Source organism: Aurantivibrio infirmus, from assembly GCF_054767315.1.
This window is the reverse complement of sequence record NZ_BAAFSK010000006.1, coordinates 246,097-266,600: the sequence shown is the minus strand read 5'-3', so window position 1 is coordinate 266,600 and position 20,504 is coordinate 246,097. Positions and strand designations below refer to the sequence as shown.

General features: G+C 43.0%; 21 protein-coding genes. 13 read left to right on the top strand and 8 right to left on the bottom strand.

The features are described from left to right. The first annotated feature begins 29 nt into the window (after positions 1 to 29). Positions 30 to 647: a hypothetical protein gene (locus ACYUCY_RS14995; protein ID WP_460227330.1), complete on the top strand. Its 618-nt coding sequence runs from the start codon at positions 30 to 32 to the stop codon at positions 645 to 647. A 46-nt stretch (positions 648 to 693) separates the two neighbouring features. On the opposite strand, the gene slmA is transcribed toward ACYUCY_RS14995, so the two are convergent. The 4 genes from slmA to coaBC form a co-directional block, all read right to left on the bottom strand. Then, a complete protein-coding gene (slmA, locus tag ACYUCY_RS14990) occupies positions 694 to 1,314 on the bottom strand; it encodes a nucleoid occlusion factor SlmA (protein WP_460227329.1) in 621 nt (206 codons plus the stop codon). 244 nt (positions 1,315 to 1,558) lie between these two features. Continuing rightward, positions 1,559 to 2,458: an acetylglutamate kinase gene (argB, locus tag ACYUCY_RS14985; protein ID WP_460227328.1), complete on the bottom strand. Its 900-nt coding sequence runs from the start codon at positions 2,456 to 2,458 to the stop codon at positions 1,559 to 1,561. A gap of 78 nt (positions 2,459 to 2,536) precedes the next feature. Further along, a complete protein-coding gene (locus ACYUCY_RS14980; protein ID WP_460227327.1) occupies positions 2,537 to 5,011 on the bottom strand; it encodes a phosphomannomutase/phosphoglucomutase in 2,475 nt (824 codons plus the stop codon). A 48-nt stretch (positions 5,012 to 5,059) separates the two neighbouring features. Next, a complete protein-coding gene (coaBC, locus tag ACYUCY_RS14975) occupies positions 5,060 to 6,268 on the bottom strand; it encodes a bifunctional phosphopantothenoylcysteine decarboxylase/phosphopantothenate--cysteine ligase CoaBC (RefSeq protein WP_460227326.1) in 1,209 nt (402 codons plus the stop codon). 345 nt (positions 6,269 to 6,613) lie between these two features. Between coaBC and radC the strand changes: the two genes are divergently transcribed. The 3 genes from radC to rpmG all read left to right on the top strand — a co-directional run bounded on the left by radC (position 6,614) and on the right by rpmG (position 8,073). Next, complete coding sequence (radC, locus tag ACYUCY_RS14970; RefSeq protein ID WP_460227325.1) at positions 6,614 to 7,291, top strand: RadC family protein; 678 nt, start codon at positions 6,614 to 6,616, stop codon at positions 7,289 to 7,291. A gap of 295 nt (positions 7,292 to 7,586) precedes the next feature. Continuing rightward, positions 7,587 to 7,823: a 50S ribosomal protein L28 gene (gene rpmB, locus ACYUCY_RS14965; protein WP_460227324.1), complete on the top strand. Its 237-nt coding sequence runs from the start codon at positions 7,587 to 7,589 to the stop codon at positions 7,821 to 7,823. Between the two features lie 94 nt (positions 7,824 to 7,917). Continuing rightward, positions 7,918 to 8,073, top strand: a complete 156-nt coding sequence (gene rpmG / locus ACYUCY_RS14960; RefSeq protein WP_460227323.1) for a 50S ribosomal protein L33 — start codon at positions 7,918 to 7,920, stop codon at positions 8,071 to 8,073. 87 nt (positions 8,074 to 8,160) lie between these two features. Here the strand turns inward: rpmG and ACYUCY_RS14955 are convergent, their stop codons facing one another. Beyond that, positions 8,161 to 10,149 (bottom strand): hydantoinase/oxoprolinase family protein, encoded by a 1,989-nt coding sequence (locus ACYUCY_RS14955; protein ID WP_460227322.1) that lies wholly within the window; start codon positions 10,147 to 10,149, stop codon positions 8,161 to 8,163. 99 nt (positions 10,150 to 10,248) lie between these two features. Here ACYUCY_RS14955 and mutM point away from each other — a divergent pair, with 99 nt between their 5' ends. Beyond that, positions 10,249 to 11,064: a bifunctional DNA-formamidopyrimidine glycosylase/DNA-(apurinic or apyrimidinic site) lyase gene (mutM, locus tag ACYUCY_RS14950; protein WP_460227321.1), complete on the top strand. Its 816-nt coding sequence runs from the start codon at positions 10,249 to 10,251 to the stop codon at positions 11,062 to 11,064. Positions 11,065 to 11,273: 209 nt separating this feature from the next. After that, positions 11,274 to 11,606, top strand: coding sequence for a hypothetical protein (locus ACYUCY_RS14945; protein ID WP_460227320.1), 333 nt, complete (start codon positions 11,274 to 11,276; stop codon positions 11,604 to 11,606). 90 nt (positions 11,607 to 11,696) lie between these two features. Here ACYUCY_RS14945 and coaD read toward each other — a convergent pair whose 3' ends face one another. After that, a complete protein-coding gene (coaD, locus tag ACYUCY_RS14940; RefSeq protein WP_460227319.1) occupies positions 11,697 to 12,212 on the bottom strand; it encodes a pantetheine-phosphate adenylyltransferase in 516 nt (171 codons plus the stop codon). Positions 12,213 to 12,325: 113 nt separating this feature from the next. Continuing rightward, the gene (gene rsmD / locus ACYUCY_RS14935) at positions 12,326 to 12,949 is read right to left on the bottom strand and encodes a 16S rRNA (guanine(966)-N(2))-methyltransferase RsmD (protein ID WP_460227318.1); all 624 of its coding nucleotides are present in this window, start codon (positions 12,947 to 12,949) and stop codon (positions 12,326 to 12,328) included. A gap of 103 nt (positions 12,950 to 13,052) precedes the next feature. On the opposite strand from rsmD, the gene ftsY reads away from it, so the two are divergent. From ftsY to trmB, 6 genes are all read left to right on the top strand, one after another. Continuing rightward, on the top strand, positions 13,053 to 14,105 hold the full coding sequence (gene ftsY / locus ACYUCY_RS14930) for a signal recognition particle-docking protein FtsY (protein WP_460227317.1): 1,053 nt from the start codon (positions 13,053 to 13,055) through the stop codon (positions 14,103 to 14,105). 22 nt (positions 14,106 to 14,127) lie between these two features. Next, positions 14,128 to 14,835: a cell division ATP-binding protein FtsE gene (ftsE, locus tag ACYUCY_RS14925; RefSeq protein ID WP_460227316.1), complete on the top strand. Its 708-nt coding sequence runs from the start codon at positions 14,128 to 14,130 to the stop codon at positions 14,833 to 14,835. After that, positions 14,823 to 15,809 carry a permease-like cell division protein FtsX gene (ftsX, locus tag ACYUCY_RS14920; RefSeq protein ID WP_460227315.1) on the top strand — a complete coding sequence of 329 codons (987 nt, stop codon included), beginning with the start codon at positions 14,823 to 14,825 and terminating at the stop codon, positions 15,807 to 15,809. Before ftsE ends, ftsX begins: the two co-directional genes overlap by 13 nt. Positions 15,810 to 15,949: 140 nt before the next feature. Further along, a complete protein-coding gene (gene rpoH / locus ACYUCY_RS14915; protein ID WP_460227314.1) occupies positions 15,950 to 16,804 on the top strand; it encodes an RNA polymerase sigma factor RpoH in 855 nt (284 codons plus the stop codon). Positions 16,805 to 16,896: 92 nt separating this feature from the next. Further along, entirely contained in the window at positions 16,897 to 17,271 is a 375-nt protein-coding gene (locus ACYUCY_RS14910; RefSeq protein WP_460227313.1) for a DUF423 domain-containing protein, read from the top strand. Between the two features lie 27 nt (positions 17,272 to 17,298). Beyond that, on the top strand, positions 17,299 to 18,015 hold the full coding sequence (trmB, locus tag ACYUCY_RS14905; protein ID WP_460227312.1) for a tRNA (guanosine(46)-N7)-methyltransferase TrmB: 717 nt from the start codon (positions 17,299 to 17,301) through the stop codon (positions 18,013 to 18,015). 13 nt (positions 18,016 to 18,028) lie between these two features. Here trmB and ACYUCY_RS14900 read toward each other — a convergent pair whose 3' ends face one another. Further along, positions 18,029 to 19,930, bottom strand: coding sequence for an ATP-binding cassette domain-containing protein (locus ACYUCY_RS14900; RefSeq protein ID WP_460227311.1), 1,902 nt, complete (start codon positions 19,928 to 19,930; stop codon positions 18,029 to 18,031). Between ACYUCY_RS14900 and ACYUCY_RS14895 the strand changes: the two genes are divergently transcribed. Next, positions 19,929 to 20,474: a TIGR02444 family protein gene (locus tag ACYUCY_RS14895; RefSeq protein WP_460227310.1), complete on the top strand. Its 546-nt coding sequence runs from the start codon at positions 19,929 to 19,931 to the stop codon at positions 20,472 to 20,474. The genes ACYUCY_RS14900 and ACYUCY_RS14895 overlap by 2 nt on opposite strands. Positions 20,475 to 20,504 lie beyond the last annotated feature (30 nt).

Genomic DNA, 20,504 nt, shown 5'->3' with positions numbered 1-20,504 from the left:
AGTCATTAAAATACAAGAGCTTAAGCGTTATGAGATTGCGTTTGACCCTAAAACACACCGCTTCAATTTTACTCGCCATTCTATTGTTCTGTGGCTTTAGTACCGCGTTCGCGGCGGAGACCCAGTTCTATCGTTACACCGATGAGAAAGGCGTATTGGTTATGAACAGTTCGATCCCCCCGGAATACGTCAAACGCGGCTATGAGATTGTTACGCTTACTGGCAAAGTGATTGAAGTGGTTCCGCCAGCAATGACAGAAGAGCAAGCCGAGCTGGCGACTGCTAATCGAATGCGAGAAGCAGAATTAGCCGAATGGGACAAATCGCTTCGCTTGCGCTATAGCAGCGTTGCTGAAGTAGAGTCCGCAAAGAACCGAAAATTAGAAAGCTTTGATGCCAACATACTGATACTGCAAAGTAACGCAGATACGGTAAGAGGTAAGATTACCCAATCACAGGGGCGCGCGGCAAATGTTGAGCGCTCTGGTAGAGCCGTACCACAAAGAATGATTGATGAAATAGAAGCACTCAATGGAGAGCTAAAAGAAATTCAACAACAAATAGAATTAAGAAACGAAGAACGAAATAAAATTGCGATGGAATATGATGAGGACATCGCGAGATTCAAAATAATCAGCGGTAAATAAAACCTTTATAACTTAGCTAAAATTTTTTGTGCCGCAAATAAAAAATTTAACCACCAGCAACTTGCTGTAACTCTTCACGTGCAAACCCATGAATCAACACCGGCCATTGTGCTGGCCAATTCTCTGTTGGTGATCTTTTAAATTCACTACGAACAAATTGCGCTATTCTGCCTTCGGCGGTTGCCATCATCAAGTTAGCTGCAGCTGTAACTGATAAGTTTAACCGTAAATTTTCACGAACTTCTGCTTCGCGTAGCGTTTGCTTAATTTGAGTTTCGAGTCGATCAAAAAATTGAACAATTCTGACTCGTAAGCGATCGGTTTCTCCAGCCAAGGCATCGCCGGTTAAGATACGAGATATTCCTGGATTTCGTTCAGAAAAAGTTAACAGCAATAATAAAATTCTTTCACATCGTTTTATTGCCGATGCCTCCTCAGAGACAATTAACGTAATCCTAGAAAAAATTGTATCTTCGATAAATTCAATCAAACCTTCAAACATTTTTGACTTGCTTGGGAAGTGACGATAAAGAGCCGCTTCTGAAACACCGACTTCTTTTGCCAATGCCGCCGTTGTAATACGAGAGCCTGGGCAGCTTGATAGCATGAAAGCTAGGCTCTCAAGAATTTGCTGACGACGAGAAGATTTTTGATTAGTTTTATTCATAATTCTAATAATTTGCAGGTTAGCGTTCTTGAATGAGAATTTGAATGTGGCGCTGAATTCAAATCTATTGTTATAAATCTATTGTTATTATCATACTTCGCGCTTCGCTGGGTGAGGCCCCACTAAAATCTCACCTGGCTAAACTTCTCGGGTAAGCTCCAGTTTCAGACTCAAACCTCGCCCTATCCTAGCCGGATATGGTGTCAGCTTCAATACACCCCGGAGACAAATTCGTAGTTTGATCTCAAGGTTTACGGCTGATCAAGGTTCCAACCCCTGTATCGGTAAAGATTTCTAGCAAAACCGCGTGAGTGACACGGCCGTCAATGATATGCGCACTATTAACGCCCATTTTGACTGCATCTAGAGCACAGGTAATTTTTGGTAGCATGCCACCATAGATTGTTCCATCAATGATTAATTCATCGACCTGCTGTGGCGTTAGACCGGTGAGTACGTTGCCGTCCTTGCCCTGCAAGCCTTCGACATTGGTTAGCAACATTAGCTTTTCTGCTTGTAATACTTCCGCAATTTTGCCAGCAACTAGATCAGCATTGATGTTATAAGACTCTCCCTCGGTACCAACTCCGATAGGCGCGATAACCGGTATAAAATCGCCATTGATAAGCGTATCAATTACTTGTCGATTAATCGTAACAACTTCTCCGACATGTCCGATGTCAATTATCTCCGGCGCCTGTACTTGCGGTGAACTACGAGTAACGCTAAGTTTTTTGGCCTTGATTAACTGTCCATCTTTACCGGTTATACCAATTGCTTGTCCGCCGCTACGGTTAATTAAATTCACTATTTGTTTGTTAACCGTAGCGCCTAAAACCATTTCCACAACGTCCATGGTTTCGCTATCGGTAACGCGCATACCATCAACAAAGCTTGATTTAATATTCAAACGTTCTAAAAGCTGTCCGATTTGAGGGCCGCCGCCATGAACGACAATCGGATTCATGCCCACAAGTTTCATTAATACAACATCACGCGCAAAACTTTTTTGCAGCTCAACGTCGACCATCGCGTTACCACCGTATTTGATAACAATGGTTTTGCCAATAAAACGTTGTATATAAGGTAGTGCTTCAGTTAAAACTTTAGCGACATTCAGGGCGTCATTACGTCCTAGGGGCATAGGGAATTCCTAATTAATTAATTCCTTAGTCAAGTAATAGCTAAGTGTGTAGAAAATTATTTTTAATGTTGAGATTTTTTAAAAATCTAATTTTAATTCCGGATCAATTTCAAGGATGGCTTGTTTGAATCGATCTTGTATATGAATGAGCATTGCAGGCATATCAGCTTCAAATCTAAGTGTTATCGCGGCAGAAGTATTGGAAGCTCTTACCAAGCCCCAGCCTTCAGGATAATCAACTCGTAAACCGTCAATCGTGGTGATTCTGCCATCATCGAATTTATTTGAGGTGATTAGTTTTTTAATTAAGTCGAACTTCCTATCTTCAGCTATTGGCACTTTAATTTCCGGTGTGCAAGGTAAAGAGGGGAAACTCTCAAAAATACTATCGAGATCTTGATCTCTTAAGCTCATTATTTCTAATATTCGCGCTGCCGCATAAAGCCCATCGTCAAAACCATACCAGCGATCTTTGATAAATATATGACCCGATAATTCTCCACCTAGAAGTGCGCCAGTTTCCCTCATTTTGGCTTTCATATGAGAATGCCCAGTTTTCCACATGATTGGACGGCCGCCGTAAGAACTAACCACTTTATTAAGATCGCGGCTGGATTTTACATCAAAGATTATGTCAGCACCGGGGTTTCGAGACACGATATCTTTTGCTAACAACATGAGCAAACGATCTGGAAGAATAATTTGCCCCGTAGCGGTAACGACCCCTAAACGATCACCGTCGCCATCGAAAGCTATACCTATATCCGCACCTATCTCTTGCACCTTACTAATTAGGTCTTGCAGATTCTTAGTGACGGAAGGATCGGGCTCGTGATTTGGGAACTCGCCATCAACATCACAGTATAAAGGTGTGACATTACAGCCAAGCTCGGCTAGTAAACGCGGTGCGATATCTCCCGCGACACCATTACCCGCATCGACGACAACTGATAATTCGCCGGCTAATGCAACGTCAGAAAAAATCCTCTCTATATATTGAAACGAAAAATCACTAAAGTCTTCTTTACCTGAGCCCTTCGCAAAGTTCTTTTGCAAAATTCGTGAGCGTAATTGTTGAATATCTTGATCAAAGAAAGTTTCATTATTAATTACAATTTTGAAGCCATTGTACTCCGCGGGGTTATGGCTTGCGGTTACCATTACGCCGCTATTTGAAGTTTCAGATTCGTATATGGAATAGTAAACAAGAGGCGTTGGCACCATGCCTATATTTATTACATTGCAGCCAGTTGTTAATATGCCCTCGATTAATTGTTCAGAAATTTCATTGCTATGTGTTCTGCCATCGCGACCAATTATTAAGGTTTTTTCGCCACTTTCGATTGCTTGCGAGCCAATAGCCTGGCCAATTAAAACTACGTTGCTCGGGGTCAGTTGTGAATCTACCAAGCCTCTAATGTCGTAAGAGCGGAAAATCTCTGCGGGAATATCGTCAGAAGAATCGGGCGCCTTTGATGAGGAAGCTGCAACAGTTTCCTTTGCCTGGCTTTTGCTTTGCTTGATATCGAGAGGATCATCGACAATCTGATCTTTTAGTCCCAGCAAGCTCGTATCTTCTTCGCTGACATCGACATCAAGTGCATTACGACCTTTGTCGCCGGTTTTAGGAGCTTCACTAGCATGACTAATAGTGGCCGCTTGCATTTGTTTATTGATCGAGCGACGACTATAAGATTGTGCCGCGAAATAACTTGCGGTGACACACAAGCCGATCGATACCGTTAAAAATATTAATATCCAAATCGGAGAAACGGAAGCTTGTTTCACTACCATTGCCGACGGTATAAAGCGAAGATGCCAAAAACTATTTGGAATTTGAACTTCCTGTCCTTCAAGAGAAGACAATTCCCCAGTTCCTAAAAGCAATTGTGCTTGGCCGTTCGGATATTGCTGGAATAGTTGTAATTGACCTAGCGTGCTATCAAATCGGTTTAGTAAGGCCTGTAATTCAGTGAAATTAAAATTTACTAGAATCGTACCTATGACGGGGGGCTGAACCTCATCCGAATTTGCGGCTGCGAATGGCAACGCTTCAACTAGATTGAAGCTTTGCCATTTGTCCTCTAGCTTAACAGCTTCAGGAGCAACATTTTCACGCTTTTCAACGCGATTAATCATATCTTTTTGCGAAAAACTTAACGAATTGCTTGCTTGAGCGGTTCCAACTTTAAATACAAATAAGTCCTCAACGCCGGAAATTTCTTCACGGATACTGGTGAGAGTTCGTGTTAAAACTGCTTGGTTGTCTTGCGCAATGGCGTCAACGAAGGTGCTTCTTTGTGTAAAACGACGAATGTCGCCACGGGTTTTTTCGATATATGCATCGATGATGGATACTTGTTGGTTCGCATAGGTTTGTGATAATTGATTTAGATTGTTTCGTGTCGCATCTGCTACCCACCGTGTATACACGACATAGCCAACCAAAAGATTAACAACTAAAACAAATGCTATTAAACCAGAAAAAATGTTAATGAAAGGGGAAGCAATCTCTTGAGATTTGGGGCTGGGTTTTATTTTTACTTTCGACACGCCACAATTCCTTCTAAAAATTTAAATAGGCAAATTTAAAATAGTTTTTTATTTGGTTTTGACAGAAAATTGCTTAGCAATTCGTGCAATTAAAATTTTTGCCAATTGAGTTTTACTGCACTGCTCGATGTTTTCTTGTTTATCAGGCCATACTAAAATCACGGCATTGTCATCGCTATTAAAGCCTATATTGGTATCTGAAACATCATTGGCAATAACCAAATCAAGATTTTTGCGCGCCAACTTACTCCTTGCGTTTGCAATTAAATCCTCTGTCTCAGCAGCAAACCCAACTGTAAATAATTCTGGCGATTTTGCTGAAATACTCGCGATAATGTCGGGGTTTTTTACTAACTCTAAAGACATCGTATCGTCCTTAGTTTTCTTAATTTTTTGATCGGTAAAGCTTTGTGGCCGAAAATCTGCGACGGCTGCTGATGCAATAAAAATGTCGCACCCGGTAATTTCCTCCAGGCTTGCTTGATACATTTCCTCGGCAGTATTGATATGCCTTACTTTCACGCGATCAGGGTCGGCGAGATTTGTTGGGCCTGATATTAATATGGTTTCAGCGCCAGCATCTACAGCGGCCATTGCTAAGGCGTAACCCATTTTTCCAGAGCTATGGTTACTAATATAGCGTACGGGATCGATAGCTTCTCGCGTTGGACCGGCGGTGATAACAACTTTTTTACCGCTGAGGCTCCCAGTTTGGAAAAGTTTCTCGGCTTTATCGATGATTTGTTCGACTTCCAGCATTCTTCCTAAGCCGATATCGCCGCAGGCTTGCTCCCCAGCTGCTGGGCCAAATTGAGAAATATTGCGCTCAATGAGTGTATCTAAGTTTTTCTGTGTGCTTTGGTTGTGCCACATTGCTTGATTCATGGCTGGTGCAAAAGCGATGGGCGCTTTTGTTGCTAGGCATAGAGTTGTCAGCAAATCGTTCCCTTGTCCCGTGCTTAAGCGAGCAATGAAATCGGCGCTTGCGGGTGCAATGAGGATTAAGTCAGCCCAGCGTGCAAGCTCGATATGCCCCATAGCGGCTTCTGCTTCAGTATCGAGTAGGTCTAGGTGTACGGGGTTTCCGGAGAGTGCCTGCATCGTCAAAGGCGTGATAAATTCTTGTGCGGCTTTGGTCATCACTACTCGAATGCTAGCCCCACGGTCTTGTAGGCGTCGTACCAACTCGGCACTTTTATAGGCAGCGATTCCGCCAGTAACTCCGATGATTATGCGTTTGTTGTTCAGTGAGCTCATTGTTGGGGGCATATTTAGGTCGAGGAACAAATTGTCCAGAGAGAAAAAGTATAGATGCAAGTATCGCGTTTCGAATTTGTTCAATTAGCAGCAGAATAATAAAAATGAAATTTTAAACGACTGTATTGATCAATGGCAGGTTTTTAAATCTTCCTATTCGTCTTTATTCAAGCTGGGAGATCTATGACTCCAATGTTCCAAACTAAAGAATGGGATAAGATAGCAGCTTTCGTGATTATTTCTACTCGCGGTTAGTAAGCATTTAAGTTTAGGCTTCACGACTGACAACCTACTCGGTTTGAAAACACCGATATATTATCCACGCTATTACAAGGAGTGTAATACATGGCGATTTCTGATTGGCCCGCAGGGGAGCGTCCCCGTGAAAAACTACTCGCTTTTGGTTCTGGTGTTCTTTCTGATGCAGAGCTTCTCGCTATTTTCCTGCGCACAGGCTGCGCTGGAAAATCCGCTGTCGATATTGCCCGTGAGCTTTTGTCAAAATTTGGCGGTTTAAGGCCGCTAATCGATGCAGGGGAAAAGGAATTTTGCGAGTCTCGAGGAATAGGTTCCGCTAAATACGCACAGCTCCAAGCTGTTATGGAGCTAGCCCGCCGGCATTTATCAGAACAATTACAATTTGGGGACGCCATGTCTTCAGCAGAGTCAGCCAAGCAGTATGTGAGCGCACACTTACGACACAGGCGTCAAGAAGTATTCGCGGTGATGTTTCTAGATAGCCAGCATCAGTTATTGGCTTTTGAAGAAATGTTTTTTGGCACGATTGATGGCGCCAGTGTTTATCCCAGAGAGATCGTTAAAAAAGCACTTAGTCACAATGCAGCGGCCGTGATTCTTGCTCATAACCATCCATCTGGTGTCACCGAGCCAAGCCAAGCTGATATGAGAATAACAGAACGCCTACAAGCGGCCTTGGAGCTCATCGACGTCAGGGTATTAGATCATTTCGTTGTTGGAAATGCCGAAGTGCTGTCCTTTGCCCAACATGGGTTATTGGTTTGATCGCCCCCCAATTAGCTATCATTGGCGGGCTAAAATTTCGTTTTGGTTGCTATTGGGAAGGTGTTTTGGTATAAAGCCCGGCTCCTCGCGCGCCGCATTTCAAGCCAGTAGATGGCTTCTCATTCGGACAAGCAGGTAAATACCCCAGACATCTTAAGAATTTGGTAATAATTGAACCGAATTATGTAAGTGAGGTGGTATTCAGAATTTTAGGGTTGGTGGAGCTGTCCTAGGTGTAGGCTCGCTCCAGTCCAAAAACGTAATCCTTATTTGAAGATTAAAGGCAGATAAATCCATGTCCAGAGTATGTCAGGTTACCGGGAAAGCACCGATGACTGGAAACAACGTTTCTCACGCGAAAAATCATACCCGTCGCCGTTTTTTACCTAATCTACAATCCCATCGCTTTTGGGTTGAGTCGGAAAAACGCCACATTAAATTGCGCGTTTCTACCAAAGGTATGCGTATTATTGATAAGCAGGGTATCGATCAAGTGTTAGCGACTTTGCGCGCTCGCGGCGAAAAAGTTTAATTTTATTTACGGTTTTGTATCGCAAGCGACTTGCTTTTAGCAGCAATTAACTAAAAGTTTAGAACCAAAGCGATACCATCAAGAGGAAACAACAATGCGAGAGAAGATTCGCCTAAACTCTAGTGCCGGAACAGGGCATTTTTATACAACGACTAAAAACAAACGTAATATGCCCGATAAAATGGAGATCAAAAAATTTGATCCTGTTGCGCGAAAGCATGTGATGTATAAAGAAGGCAAGATCAAATAGCGATACGCTAGTTTGTTTTTCTTTTTGACAAAGTTTAAAAAACCCGGCCAACATGCCGGGTTTTTTGTTTGTGTATGAAGAGTAAGGCTAGAGTTTTTCCAGTAGTAAATTACCAACCCTATCAACTTCGAGTTTCCATCCGCTTTGCAACAAGGTTGTCGAAATGGTTTCGCAAATTAGCGCTGGGCCGATGATCAGGGTTCCAGCTTGTAAATTTGAGCGTTTATAGATTGCGGTATCGCCGATCCCAAACAAAGCAAGGGAATCATCCGGAGAAGGCGCGGTACCACCATTTTTAATGAGCGGTATCTCAGGAAGCTCTATTGATTCTGGCAAACAATAAACTCGTTGCCGTATATTTACCAATTCGAGGTCTCGTTTTAATTGATGGCCATATAACTTTAAATGTTCCTGATGAAATTTTTCAGCGCTTTTTTCAATGCTGTCATAAGGAATGTTTATGGTATAGCTTTGACCTTGATAGCGGAGATCCAAGCTTGGCTGGATTAAAATACTCGTTTTGGTGTTACCTTCCGCGACTAATTCTTTTTGACCTAATTCGGCTAAGTCCTGAAGCCAAAATTTGAGTTCTTTGTCCTGTACTTTATTTAATAGACTTTGGCGAGTTTTAGAATACTGTCGTTCTCTCGGGGCAACTAACATACCAAATGCGGAAAGCACGCCACCGAATTGTGGGATTAAAATTTTTCTCATGCCGAGAAGTTCAGCTAGTTCACAGACATGTAATCCGCCGGCTCCGCCGAAACAACATAAATGAAAATGTGCAGGATTATGACCCCGCTGCACCGACATCACACGTAAAGCGCGCGCCATATGTTCATTTGCGATTTGAATAATGCCAAGTGCCGTTTCGAAAATTGATAATTCTAAATTCTCGGCGAGCTCTGCGATGGCAGTTTTAGCCAGCGAAATATTCAGGGACATTGTCCCGCCTAAAAATTGATTTTCTGGTAGCCTTCCCAGTACCGCGTTGGCATCTGTTACGGTAGCTTCTTTTCCGCCAAGTCCGTAACACACTGGCCCTGGGCGAGCGCCCGCTGACTGTGGGCCTACCTGTAATAGCCCTCCCTCATCGATGTAAGCAATTGAACCACCGCCTGCGCCAATGGTATGCATATCCACCATCGGCGTCGCGACAGGATAGCGACCAATTTTTCCCTCGTTGGTAATTGAAAGCTCTTCTTGAACCAGTGCGACATCGGTTGAGGTACCTCCCATATCAAAAGTTAACAGCCCTTCTGTGTCACAAAATTTTTTAAAATATTTAGCCGCAGCTAAGCCGCCAGCAGGACCGGAAAGCAACAAGTTTACGGCACGCTGACTCGCTTGTTTTGCTGAAATAGTCCCTCCGCTTGATTGCATTATTGCTAGCGGCGCGGGTGACACAGCAGACTCTAAATTCGCTAAATATTTTTCTATCAGCGGCCCCAAGTATGCGTTCAACCAGGTCGCGATACCACGTTCGTATTCTTTATATTCTGGTAATACTGTGGAAGATAACGAAATAAAAAGTGTGTCAGAAAAGCGAAGTGAAAGTAATTCTGCTATTTTTTCTTCTTCTTCAGACCGCAAATAAGAAAACAATAAATTTATTGCGATCGCTTGAGGCGCAGCACTTTTAATTTCTGCCGCAAGCTTTTCTAGCGCTTCTGTCGATAGTGCTTTAACAACCTTACCGTTTGCATCGACCCTGCAATCAATTTCAAAACACAATTCTCTAGCTACAGCGGCTTTTTGAACGCCTGGTTGTAAATTATAAAGTTCTTCTCGAGTCTGCCGTCCTATCGTTAGCATGTCTTTAAAACCAGCATTGCTGACAAAAGCCGTGCGCACGCCCTTTCCTTCAAGCGCAGCATTTGTTGCGACGGTGCTGCCGTGAATGATGCAGAGTTGATTGTTCTTTGCTGCAGCCAATAGTTGTAGCTGCTCAATACCTGTGAGGATGGCCCGCTCCGGTGCGTCGGGTGTAGATAAAACTTTATGAACGCGAATGATTCCATCGCGTAATAAAACAAAATCAGTGAAGGTTCCGCCAGTATCGACTCCTAACAACATAGTATTTCCAATATATTCAGACCTTAAAAAACTAAATCAAAGTACGTTTAGGTTACACTTACCGGCACTGTTTATAACTACCATTTAAAAGAGTCCCCAGTGCCTGAGCTTCCGGAAGTTGAAACCACGTTAAGAGGAATCGCGCCGCATATTGTTGGCAAATCGATTAAAAACGCTGTCGTACGTTGTGAGAAGTTACGCTGGCCTATTCCGCAAGACCTTCCCGAAATTCTTCGCAAGAGAAAAGTGCTTGCGGTTGAGCGTCGAGGCAAATATTTAATCATCAAGTTTAACCATGGCGCCTTGATATTGCATCTCGGGATGTCAGGGAATCTTAGAATTGTGAGCAAGCGATCGGCGGCGAAAAAGCACGATCATGTAGATTGGGAGCTGAACTCCGGTCAAATACTTCGCTTCACCGACCCTCGTCGTTTTGGGGCTGTACTATGGACAACGGATTCAGCGGAAAACCATAAATTATTATCTACGTTGGGACCAGAACCCTTAAGCGAAGACTTCAATGGTGAATTGTTGTTTCAGCAATCAAGGAAACGAAAAGTAAGTATCAAATCTTTTATCATGGATAGTCATATCGTTGTTGGTGTGGGGAATATCTATGCGAACGAAGCATTATTTTTAAGCGGAATTCGCCCAAGCAAGCCTGCGGGTAAGGTAAGTCGAGCTAAACATGCACTACTGTCAGAACAGATTAAAGAGGTACTAGGCAAGGCAATTTCTGCTGGAGGAACAACCTTAAAAGATTTTGTTGGTAGTGACGGTAAACCCGGATATTTCAAGCAGCAGCTTTTTGTGTACGGGCGTGCAGGCCAAGCCTGCGTGATTTGTGAGCAAACCCTCAAAGAAATCCGTATCAGCCAGCGATCAACCGTGTACTGTTCACATTGCCAAGGATAAGTTTCAATTTGCCAGTGCTGATAACCCGAAGATTGGCTACACTTTTGGAATCAAGAATCTACCGCTGATACTTAAAGTGGGTTCGTTGATGCACAAAGTCGACTATGCTGCACTGCGATTAGTGGTAATTCCCCGTTTACTGTGCCATAAACGGTTTTTTTAACGAATAAATATTACTTGAAACCAAGAAGCAAGAGAGGAGTCCTACCGTGACCTTGAAAAATCAATTTAGCGCGAAAGCGATGATTTTGGTCTTAACCCTATTTCTGTCTCAATGGAGCTTCGCGGCGCCACCAAGTGGAGCAGCAGACGAAAACCCTTCTGCTTTAGCCATGACTGGAGACTTGCTGGTTGTAAGACCTGTCATGTTCGGAATCACCGTTGTTGGTTCAGTGGCCTGGTTAATTAGCCTACCTTTCGCGGCAGCGGGTGGAAATGTTAAACAATCGACCGACACCTTAGTCGTTGGCCCAGCGAAGAATACTTTTGTGCGCTGTTTAGGTTGTACTCGACCAGGTTACCGCAGAACCGCTGAGCAGTAAGCAAGCACTTACTATTTGCAGGCTGGTCTAATTCTAAAAGCCTCGATATTTTTACCAACTAAAACCACATCTCTATTTGAGAGAGTGGTTTTATTTTTGCTCGTCTTTTAATTCCTTAAATTTCGACTTCAAACGCTTTTCAACCAAGGGTGGGACGAAGTTGCTAATATCTCCTCCTAACGCCGCTATTTCCCGAACTAAAGAAGAAGAAATATACGAAAAGTGTTCTGAGGGCGTTAAGAAAATACTTTCCATCTCCGGCAGTAAAGCCCGATTCATATTTGCCAACTGAAACTCGTATTCAAAATCCGACACCGCACGCAGTCCACGCAAAACGCCATGCGCTTTTTTCTCTTGAACGAGATGAGCGAGCAAGATATCAAAGCCGCAAACCTCAACATTCTCAATGTGGCTGAGAATGGTGCGTGTCATCTCGACCCTCTCCTCAAGTGTAAATAGCGGACCTTTTTTCTCGCTGGCCGCTATTGCAACCACCACATGGTCGAACATGCGGCAACCCCTTTCAACTAAATCTATATGGCCATTAGTGATTGGGTCAAAGGTTCCTGGATAAACGACTTTGCGAACGGAGCTCGTTTTTGACATAAAAACACTCATTGAGAAATTTATAAATTGAGCCTAGCTCGTGTTCGCGGATGGTAAACAATTTACATCGGAATCACAAAGCCGGCGTGAATTAGCCTGCCATATTAAGGCGGCTACGCTTGTTGATATAAACCGTAGGCTACTTGCCCAGCTTGCTTCTGTTTTATTGGCCGCCATTTTGGGGGCAGTTTGAGTCCTTGGTCACTGCCTTGTTCTAGGTAAATTAAAGAGCCTGGATGGAATAATTTGCTATCAGCTAGTAAGGCGGAATTTCTTTCGAGCCAATTGAGTTGGAAAGGTGGGTCGATAAAAACAAGGTCGAAGTAATCTTGGCCATTTTGAAACTCATGGTTTGCCTGTAAAAGCCATTGTTCGGCGGTTGTATGGATAATTTCTGCATTCTCAGCGTTGAGGCGCTCGCGATGTGCACACAATAATTGATAAGCTTTGGCAGAGTGTTCGATCATTACTGCTTTGCTCGCCCCTCTAGATAAGGCTTCAAACCCCAGCGCACCAGACCCAGAAAACAGGTCTAGACAATTAGCTCCAGGAATTTCAGCAGCAAGCCAATTGAACAATGTTTCGCGAATTCGGTCACCAGTTGGGCGCAAACCTTCAATTTTAGGGAAATCGAGCTTTCTCCCGCGCCATTTACCCCCGATAATACGCAACTGATTTCGGCCATCGCCTTGCGAAGGCCCTCGCTGGCTAGAGCGCCGTTTAGAGAAAGGTGACATCTAGTCTCATCATCTTTAGTTTGGTTTATAAAATAGTTTGAACGTGAAAGGATTGTGCCTAGCTCGGCAAGGCTTTTCCATCTGTAATTTAGGTAACAAGACAATGTTTTTTAAAAGATCAAAAAAAGCAAAAGAAGCTGAAGCGGAAATAAAATCACAATCCTCCGATCAACAAGAGCAAGATCTCCCAATCACTGATATTGAAGCTGATCAATCGTCATCAAAAAAACCGAATTTCTTTGCACGCTTTAAGCAAGGCTTATCTAAGACTAGCCAACAATTTGGTCAAGGTTTTGGTACCTTACTTTTTGGTAAAAAAGTTATTGATGAGGAGCTGCTTGAAGAAATCGAAACTAAATTACTCATGGCAGATGTCGGAATTGATGCGACGGCAAAAATCATTGATGACTTGGCCCGACAAGTTGAGCGAAAACAGTTAGCAGATGGCGAAGCGCTCTACAACGCTTTGCGCACTAATTTGAAACAACTCATCGAGCCAGCCGAGGCGTCATTAGTCATAGACGCAAATCATAAGCCTTTTGTAATTCTTGTTGTGGGGGTGAACGGGGTTGGCAAAACCACGACAATAGGTAAGCTCGCAAAGCGCCTTCAAAATGAAGGTAAAAGTGTGATGCTTGCAGCGGGCGATACATTTCGAGCGGCAGCAGTTGAACAATTAAAGGTTTGGGGCGAAAGAAATAATGTACCTGTCATAGCGCAAGCAACAGGGTCCGATAGTGCTTCCGTTGTTTTCGATGCTGTTGAATCTGCAAAGGCACGCGGCATAGATGTTATTCTTGCCGATACCGCCGGCCGCCTGCATAACAAAAGCCATTTAATGGATGAGCTTTCAAAAGTAAAACGTGTTATCGGAAAATTAGACGCTAGCGCGCCTCACGAAGTCTTATTAGTTCTTGATGCGGGAACGGGGCAGAATGCATTGAGTCAAGCGCAGCATTTTATCGATGCGGTCGGCGTAACTGGACTTGCGTTAACCAAGCTCGATGGTACGGCAAAAGGCGGGGTAATTTTTGCGCTGAGTGAAAAATTCAAAATGCCTATTCGTTTTGTTGGCGTCGGTGAAGCGGTTGATGATTTACAAACGTTTGTTGCGGAAGACTTCGTCGATGCCCTTTTTTCAAATGAGCAGAATTAACATCACGGTAATTAATTAGCTAATGATTCGTTTTGATAATGTGAGCAAACGCTATAGTAGTGGCCATGAAGCGCTATCTAGACTTAGTTTAGAGGTTGAACAAGGCGAAATGGTATTTTTAACTGGCCATTCTGGCGCTGGAAAAAGTACCTTATTGAAATTACTGATGATGATGGAACGCCCAACTGAAGGGCAAATATATTTTCGTCAGCAAAATTTAAGTCGAGTAAAAGGCGCCAATATCGCGTTTCATCGGCGCAATGTCGGCGTTGTTTTTCAAAATCATCAGTTATTATTCGATCGAAGTGTTTTCGAAAATGTTGCATTACCTTTGCAAATTGCTGGTTACGATCCAAGAGAATTAGCGCGACGGGTGAGAGCGGCATTAGATAAGGTTGATTTGCTGAATAAAGAAAAATTAAATCCCATCGTGCTTTCTGGCGGAGAGCAACAACGTATCGGTATTGCGCGTGCAGTGGTGAATAAGCCGTTGCTATTGCTAGCTGACGAGCCCACCGGAAATCTTGATCCTGCTTTATCAGCCGATATCATGGCTCTGTTCAAACAATTTAATGATGTAGGCGTAACGGTGCTTATTGCTAGTCACGATATTTCATTGATTGAAAAATTACAGCGTCGCGTACTGACTTTAGCGGATGGACAATTAATTCGTGATGGCCTTATTAATCCGTCATTTTATCATTCAGAAATTGACTCATGTCTAAAATAAATCGTAGTGCCGATTATCGAGTCGGCGCAAGCCAACGCAAAACGCGAATAAAAGATAAATTGCGAGCCTACTGGCTTCACCATCGTATAGTCGCGATTGATAGTTTAATGCGTTTACTAAAAAGCCCGCTGCAGAGTTTGCTTACTTGGTTGGTCGTCGCAATTGCTCTGGCTTTGCCTGCTATTTTGTATCTGGGTTTGGCGCAATTTCAACAGCTAGGAGAAGACTGGGAAACCAAACCGCAACTTTCAATTTATATAAAAATAAGAGCTAGTGAAGATGCGGTAGTTAAACTACAAAATGAATTACAAAGTAAGTCCGAAATCGAAAACGTCGAATACATTAGCCCAAAACAAGCATTACTAGAATTTGAAGAATATTCTGGTTTGGGCAACGTGTTGCAAACCCTTGACGACAATCCTTTGCCTGCCGTTTTGTTAATTCAGCCATCGGGAGCGAACAGTTCTCCTGAGCAGCTCGAATCCTTGAAAAATGAATTGCTGACCATAACTATCGTTGACGACGTACAAATCGACATGGAGTGGGTTCGACGCCTACAGCAAATAATGATCTTAGGGCAACGCTTAGTGGCTGCGTTGGGCTTATTGTTGGCCTTGGGTGTTTTATTAGTCATTGGTAATACCATAGGACTGGCTATTGAAAGTCGCCGTGATGAGATTGTTATCGTCAAGTTAGTAGGGGGGACGAATGCATTTGTTCGAAGGCCGTTTTTATACACTGGATTTTGGTATGGATTGGGAGGCGGGTTAATAGCTTGGCTCTTGTTGTTCGCTGGAGTGAATTGGCTATCAGGTCCAATCGAAAACCTAGCTTCTTTATATCAAAGCGAGGTAGAGCTAAAGGGCTTAAATTTCGTAGAAAGTTTGGCTATTTTATTGGGTTCAGGGGTTCTTGGACTGATGGGAGCGGCGCTAACTGTAAGTAAGCAGTTGCATACCATAGAGCCCACTTAACAAAATAGATGGCATGGTTTTGGTTGTAAAATCAGCGATATCCAAATGCTTTCTGAGCGAAGAAGAACTTTTTTCTCAAATAGCGATCGAACTGTGGAAGTGCTAAACTTGCTAAATCATTTTGTGGAGGTTTTCTAAATATGGGCACAGGCCTACTTCGAGTAGACAGTCTTTCACCTGGTGGCAATCTTAATGCCTACATGCAGGTGGCCAACGGTTTTGCGATTCTTTCCGCCGAGGAAGAAAAGCGCCTGGCGGAAGAACTGTATTACAACGAAAACTTAGATGCAGCTCGCCAATTGGTACTTGCACATTTACGTTTTGTTATTCATATCGCTAAATCCTATTCTGGTTATGGTTTGTCGCAATCCGATTTAATTCAAGAAGGTAATGTTGGATTAATGAAGGCGGTAAAACGTTTTAATCCAGAAAAAGGCGTACGCCTCGTGTCCTTTGCTGTGCATTGGATTAAGGCAGAGATGCATGAATTTATTCTAAAAAATTGGCGCATCGTAAAGGTTGCGACAACTAAAGCGCAGAGAAAATTGTTTTTTAATTTGCGTGGCGCGAAGAAAAATTTAGCATGGTTGTCTCATAACGAAGCTGAAGCAATTGCGAAAGACTTAAACGTTGATATTAAAAACGTTCAACAAATGGAAGGTCGTTTATCTTCTCACGATACTGCATTTGACGCTGGCGCCGATGATGAGGACGATACTGCTTACCAAGCACCAGCTAATTATTTGGAAGATAAGCGTTATGATCCTGCCGCACAACTAGAGCAAACTGATTGGCGTGAAAATAGCGTCAGTAATTTAGAGTCTGCAATGAGCGAATTAGACGATCGAAGCCGCGATATTTTACAGCGTCGTTGGCTCAACGAAAGTAAAGAAACCTTGCATGAATTAGCAGCCGAGTACAATGTTTCTGCCGAACGCATACGCCAACTTGAAAAGAACGCAATGCAAAAAGTTCGCGCGACTATGGAAGCATAAGGTTTAGTTTAAAATACCATTACTTTGCTAAAACCGCGCCTATAAAGCGCGGTTTTTTTATTTCAAAATTCATTACGCCATTCTTTTAAATTATGCATACAAAAATATTTCTAGCGATTGCCGCTAGCAGTGGTTTTATAGCAGTAGTACTCGGTGCCTTCGGAGCGCATGGACTTAGAAATAAGTTGGATCAATCGCTGATGTCTGCATACGAAACCGGCATTCAGTATCACTTCTACCATACCTTTGCGATTCTTGCTGTTGCTTTGCTGATTAGAGAGTTCGGCGAAAAAGTATTATTGCTGTTAAGTGGATATGCTTTTTTAATTGGCATCTTATTATTCTGTGGCAGTTTGTATGGTTTGGCTTTAGGAGGCCCTCGGTGGCTCGGGCCAATTACACCACTTGGCGGTTTAGCATTTTTAACCGCCTGGATATTAATGTTGGTTGCCGTTGTTCGAAATTAAAAACACGAATTATAAACAGACATATTCATGACTAACTCATTAGATGGAAAGATAGAATCGAAGAAAAAATCAATCAGAAGCTTTGTAATTCGCGGCGGTCGAATTACGGATGGCCAGAAAGCTGCTTTCGATAGGTCTTGGCCGAATTACGGTTTGAGTTTGTATGATGGCTTAATTGATCCAAGCACAATTTTTTCTCGCGAGGCCCCCTTAGTTGTTGAAGTTGGCTTTGGCATGGGGGACTCGCTTTTAGAGATGATGGAAGCAGAGCCAGAAAAAAATTTTGTTGGTATCGAAGTTCACCCGCCGGGTGTGGGCAGATTAATTAATAGCGCGGATAAACTCGGTTTAAAAAATCTACGTGTTTTTATGGCCGATGCAACCGATGTATTACAAGATTGCTTTCAAGATTCCTCGATTGATCGTCTACAGCTGTATTTTCCTGACCCCTGGCACAAAAAAAAGCACCATAAAAGACGTATTGTACAAACAGAATTTATTGACTTGGTGAAAGCGAAATTAAAACCCGGTGGTGTATTTCATTTGGCGACAGATTGGGAAAATTACGCCGAGCAGATGTTAGAACTTCTCAATGATTTTCCAGGCCTTAAGAATTTGAGCCCCTTAAATTTGAGTGTTGATCGCCCTGCTTTTAGACCGATAACCAAGTTTGAAAAACGTGGTAATCGATTGGGTCATGGCGTTTGGGACTTAATGTTTTCTAAGGAATCTGTCGATTCATAGAATCAAACTGAATTTAATTCAAATCTTTCGTTAATGCTTCCAACTCTTCTTGTAACATTAGCCATTCTTCCTCGGTACTTGCTAAAGTTTGTTTGATATCACCCTGCTCTTTTAAGAGCTCTTGTAATCTCAATTTGTTGTCAGCGAGATACAATTCTGTATCAGCTAAGGACGTTTCAATTTCGTCGATACGCTGATGCTTAGTCTCCATTAAACTTTCTAATTTTTTAATTTTATTCGTTAGCGGTTTTAGAAGCGCACGGGTATTCGCCGCCGCTTGGCGCTGATCTTTCTTACTCGGTGTTACGCTATTTGTGTCTGCTGCAGATTTCTTGGCAACGCTTTCTTCGTTAGCTTGTTTAGCAAGCCAGTGTTCGTAGGCTTCGAGATCGTCATCAAAATCCTGAATTTTTTGATCTGCTACTAACATTAGTTCTTCGACGGTATTTCGAATTAAATGACGATCGTGGGAAACTAAAATTATTGCACCTTCAAAGCCTTGTAGAGCCACGGTTAAAGCGTGACGCATCTCTAGATCAAGATGGTTTGTTGGTTCATCCAGAACCAGTAAATTCGGACGTGACCAAGCAATTAGCGCTAGGGATAAGCGTGCTTTTTCGCCCCCGGAAAAATGCACTATTGGTTCAAACACGCGATCACTTTGAAAATCGAAGCTACCTAAAAAAGTTCGAATTTGTTGTTCGCTTGCCTTTGGACTCACACGCTGAATATGCAAAGCTGGTGAAGCATTAAGATCTAAACTTTGTAGTTGGTGTTGTGCAAAATAGCCTATACGCAGGGCATCATTGTCATGTTTTTCGCCGCTTAATAATGCAAGCTCTCCAGCGATCGACTTGAGTAAGGTAGATTTGCCAGCGCCATTGGCGCCGAGTAAGGCAATTCGAGTTGAGTTGTGGATAGAGAGATTGATATTTTTTACACAGTGTTCGTCGTCATAGCCAATCGTCGCTTGCGAGAAATTGACCAGCGTTTGCGGGCATTTTTCTGCGCAGGGGATTCGAAAGCTAAAAGGTGAATCGCTGTGTGCGGGGGCAACCAGCTCCATACGCTGCAATTCTTTTACTCGGCTTTGGGCTTGCTTTGCTTTAGATGCTTTCGCACGAAAGCGACTGACAAAGGCATTTATTTCTTTAACACGTGTTTGTTGTTTTTCAAATAGAGCTTGTTGTTGGCTTAAACGCTCACTGCGTTGAATTTCAAAGTCACTATAGCCTCCACGATAGTAATTCAGCTGCTGTGCTTCAAGGTGAACAGTGGATTTTACAACATGGTCGAGGAAGTCTCGGTCATGAGAAACAATAATCAGGGTACCTTGAAAAGTATTAAGCCAATTCTCCAGCCAAATTGTCGCTTCTAAATCTAAGTGATTGGTGGGTTCATCTAATAGCAAAAGATCAGCGGGGCACATCAGTGCCTGCGCGAGCGCGAGGCGAACTCGCCAACCACCAGAAAAGCTATCTATTGGGTTTTCTATTTCGTCATTCTTGAAACCTAAGCCACCTAATAGTGAGGCCGCACGAGCTTTTGCCGTATAACCGTCAGCCTCTTCAAGTCGGGAATATAAGGCCGCTAAAAAAGTGTCATCACCGGCGTGCTGTTCAATCTCAGCTTCGATTTGTCGCAGTGCTTTATCACCATCAATGACAAAATCTAGGGCAGATCGAGTGGCGCTACTGATTTCTTGCAGCATATGGCCGATCCGCCACTGCTTAGGTATATGCAAACTTCCGTTATCGGGCTGTAAATTTCCTAATAACAACTGAAACAAGGTAGATTTACCGCTGCCATTGGCGCCAACCAGGCCTATTTTTTCGCCAGGATGGATTGTTAGGCTGGTATCAGTTAGTAGCTGCCTACTACCGCGGTGTAGACTTAGGGTTTGAAGTTTAATCATGAATAAAGAGAAGTACGGAGTGATATACAGAGCACCAACTAAAAGTCTGGACTCGATTAAAAGCAATCCTTTGAGTAAATTTGCGCTGGCACTTTACAGTAGTCCTGGTGTTGAAGAAACCTCAATAGCCTTACAGGATAGCTTAGGAGCGAACGTAAACCTGCTGCTTTGGTGTGTTTGGTTGGAATCAATGAGTGTCGTACTATCGAGTGAAGTACTTAATCAAGCAGAACAAACGATTTTCCCTCTGGAAAAAAACATCATTGCAAAGCTACGCCAAATTCGTAGAGAAATTAAAGCTAGGCAAATCGATACCAGCAAAAATCAAAGATTTTATCAATTAATAAAGCGCTTGGAACTCCTCGCCGAAATGCGGGTGATCGAGTCTCTGTGGAATTTGTCAGAAAAGTATGTGAATAAGACTGGCTCGCTTGAACAAGGAGCCAACGTTAAGTTTTATTTAAGTTCGCTTGGCGATCGCGAAGCAGGAACTTCCTTTATTTCGATATGCGATCACGCTTTAGCACCGACAAACAGCAAATAGGCTGTGCAAACCTAAGTACAGTGACCCTCA

Bases quoted from the DNA above. Each gene is read 5' to 3' on its own strand.
- ACYUCY_RS14995 (WP_460227330.1), top strand. From the start codon at position 30: ATGAGATTGCGTTTGACCCTAAAACACACCGCTTCAATTTTACTCGCC.
- slmA (WP_460227329.1), bottom strand. From the start codon at position 1,314: ATGAATAAAACTAATCAAAAATCTTCTCGTCGTCAGCAAATTCTTGAG.
- argB (WP_460227328.1), bottom strand. From the start codon at position 2,458: ATGCCCCTAGGACGTAATGACGCCCTGAATGTCGCTAAAGTTTTAACT.
- coaBC (WP_460227326.1), bottom strand. From the start codon at position 6,268: ATGAGCTCACTGAACAACAAACGCATAATCATCGGAGTTACTGGCGGA.
- radC (WP_460227325.1), top strand. From the start codon at position 6,614: ATGGCGATTTCTGATTGGCCCGCAGGGGAGCGTCCCCGTGAAAAACTA.
- rpmB (WP_460227324.1), top strand. From the start codon at position 7,587: ATGTCCAGAGTATGTCAGGTTACCGGGAAAGCACCGATGACTGGAAAC.
- rpmG (WP_460227323.1), top strand. From the start codon at position 7,918: ATGCGAGAGAAGATTCGCCTAAACTCTAGTGCCGGAACAGGGCATTTT.
- ACYUCY_RS14955 (WP_460227322.1), bottom strand. From the start codon at position 10,149: ATGTTGTTAGGAGTCGATACTGGCGGAACCTTCACTGATTTTGTTTTA.
- coaD (WP_460227319.1), bottom strand. From the start codon at position 12,212: ATGTCAAAAACGAGCTCCGTTCGCAAAGTCGTTTATCCAGGAACCTTT.
- rsmD (WP_460227318.1), bottom strand. From the start codon at position 12,949: ATGTCACCTTTCTCTAAACGGCGCTCTAGCCAGCGAGGGCCTTCGCAA.
- ftsY (WP_460227317.1), top strand. From the start codon at position 13,053: ATGTTTTTTAAAAGATCAAAAAAAGCAAAAGAAGCTGAAGCGGAAATA.
- ftsE (WP_460227316.1), top strand. From the start codon at position 14,128: ATGATTCGTTTTGATAATGTGAGCAAACGCTATAGTAGTGGCCATGAA.
- ftsX (WP_460227315.1), top strand. From the start codon at position 14,823: ATGTCTAAAATAAATCGTAGTGCCGATTATCGAGTCGGCGCAAGCCAA.
- rpoH (WP_460227314.1), top strand. From the start codon at position 15,950: ATGGGCACAGGCCTACTTCGAGTAGACAGTCTTTCACCTGGTGGCAAT.
- ACYUCY_RS14910 (WP_460227313.1), top strand. From the start codon at position 16,897: ATGCATACAAAAATATTTCTAGCGATTGCCGCTAGCAGTGGTTTTATA.
- trmB (WP_460227312.1), top strand. From the start codon at position 17,299: ATGACTAACTCATTAGATGGAAAGATAGAATCGAAGAAAAAATCAATC.
- ACYUCY_RS14895 (WP_460227310.1), top strand. From the start codon at position 19,929: ATGAATAAAGAGAAGTACGGAGTGATATACAGAGCACCAACTAAAAGT.
- ACYUCY_RS14900 (WP_460227311.1), bottom strand. From the start codon at position 19,930: ATGATTAAACTTCAAACCCTAAGTCTACACCGCGGTAGTAGGCAGCTA.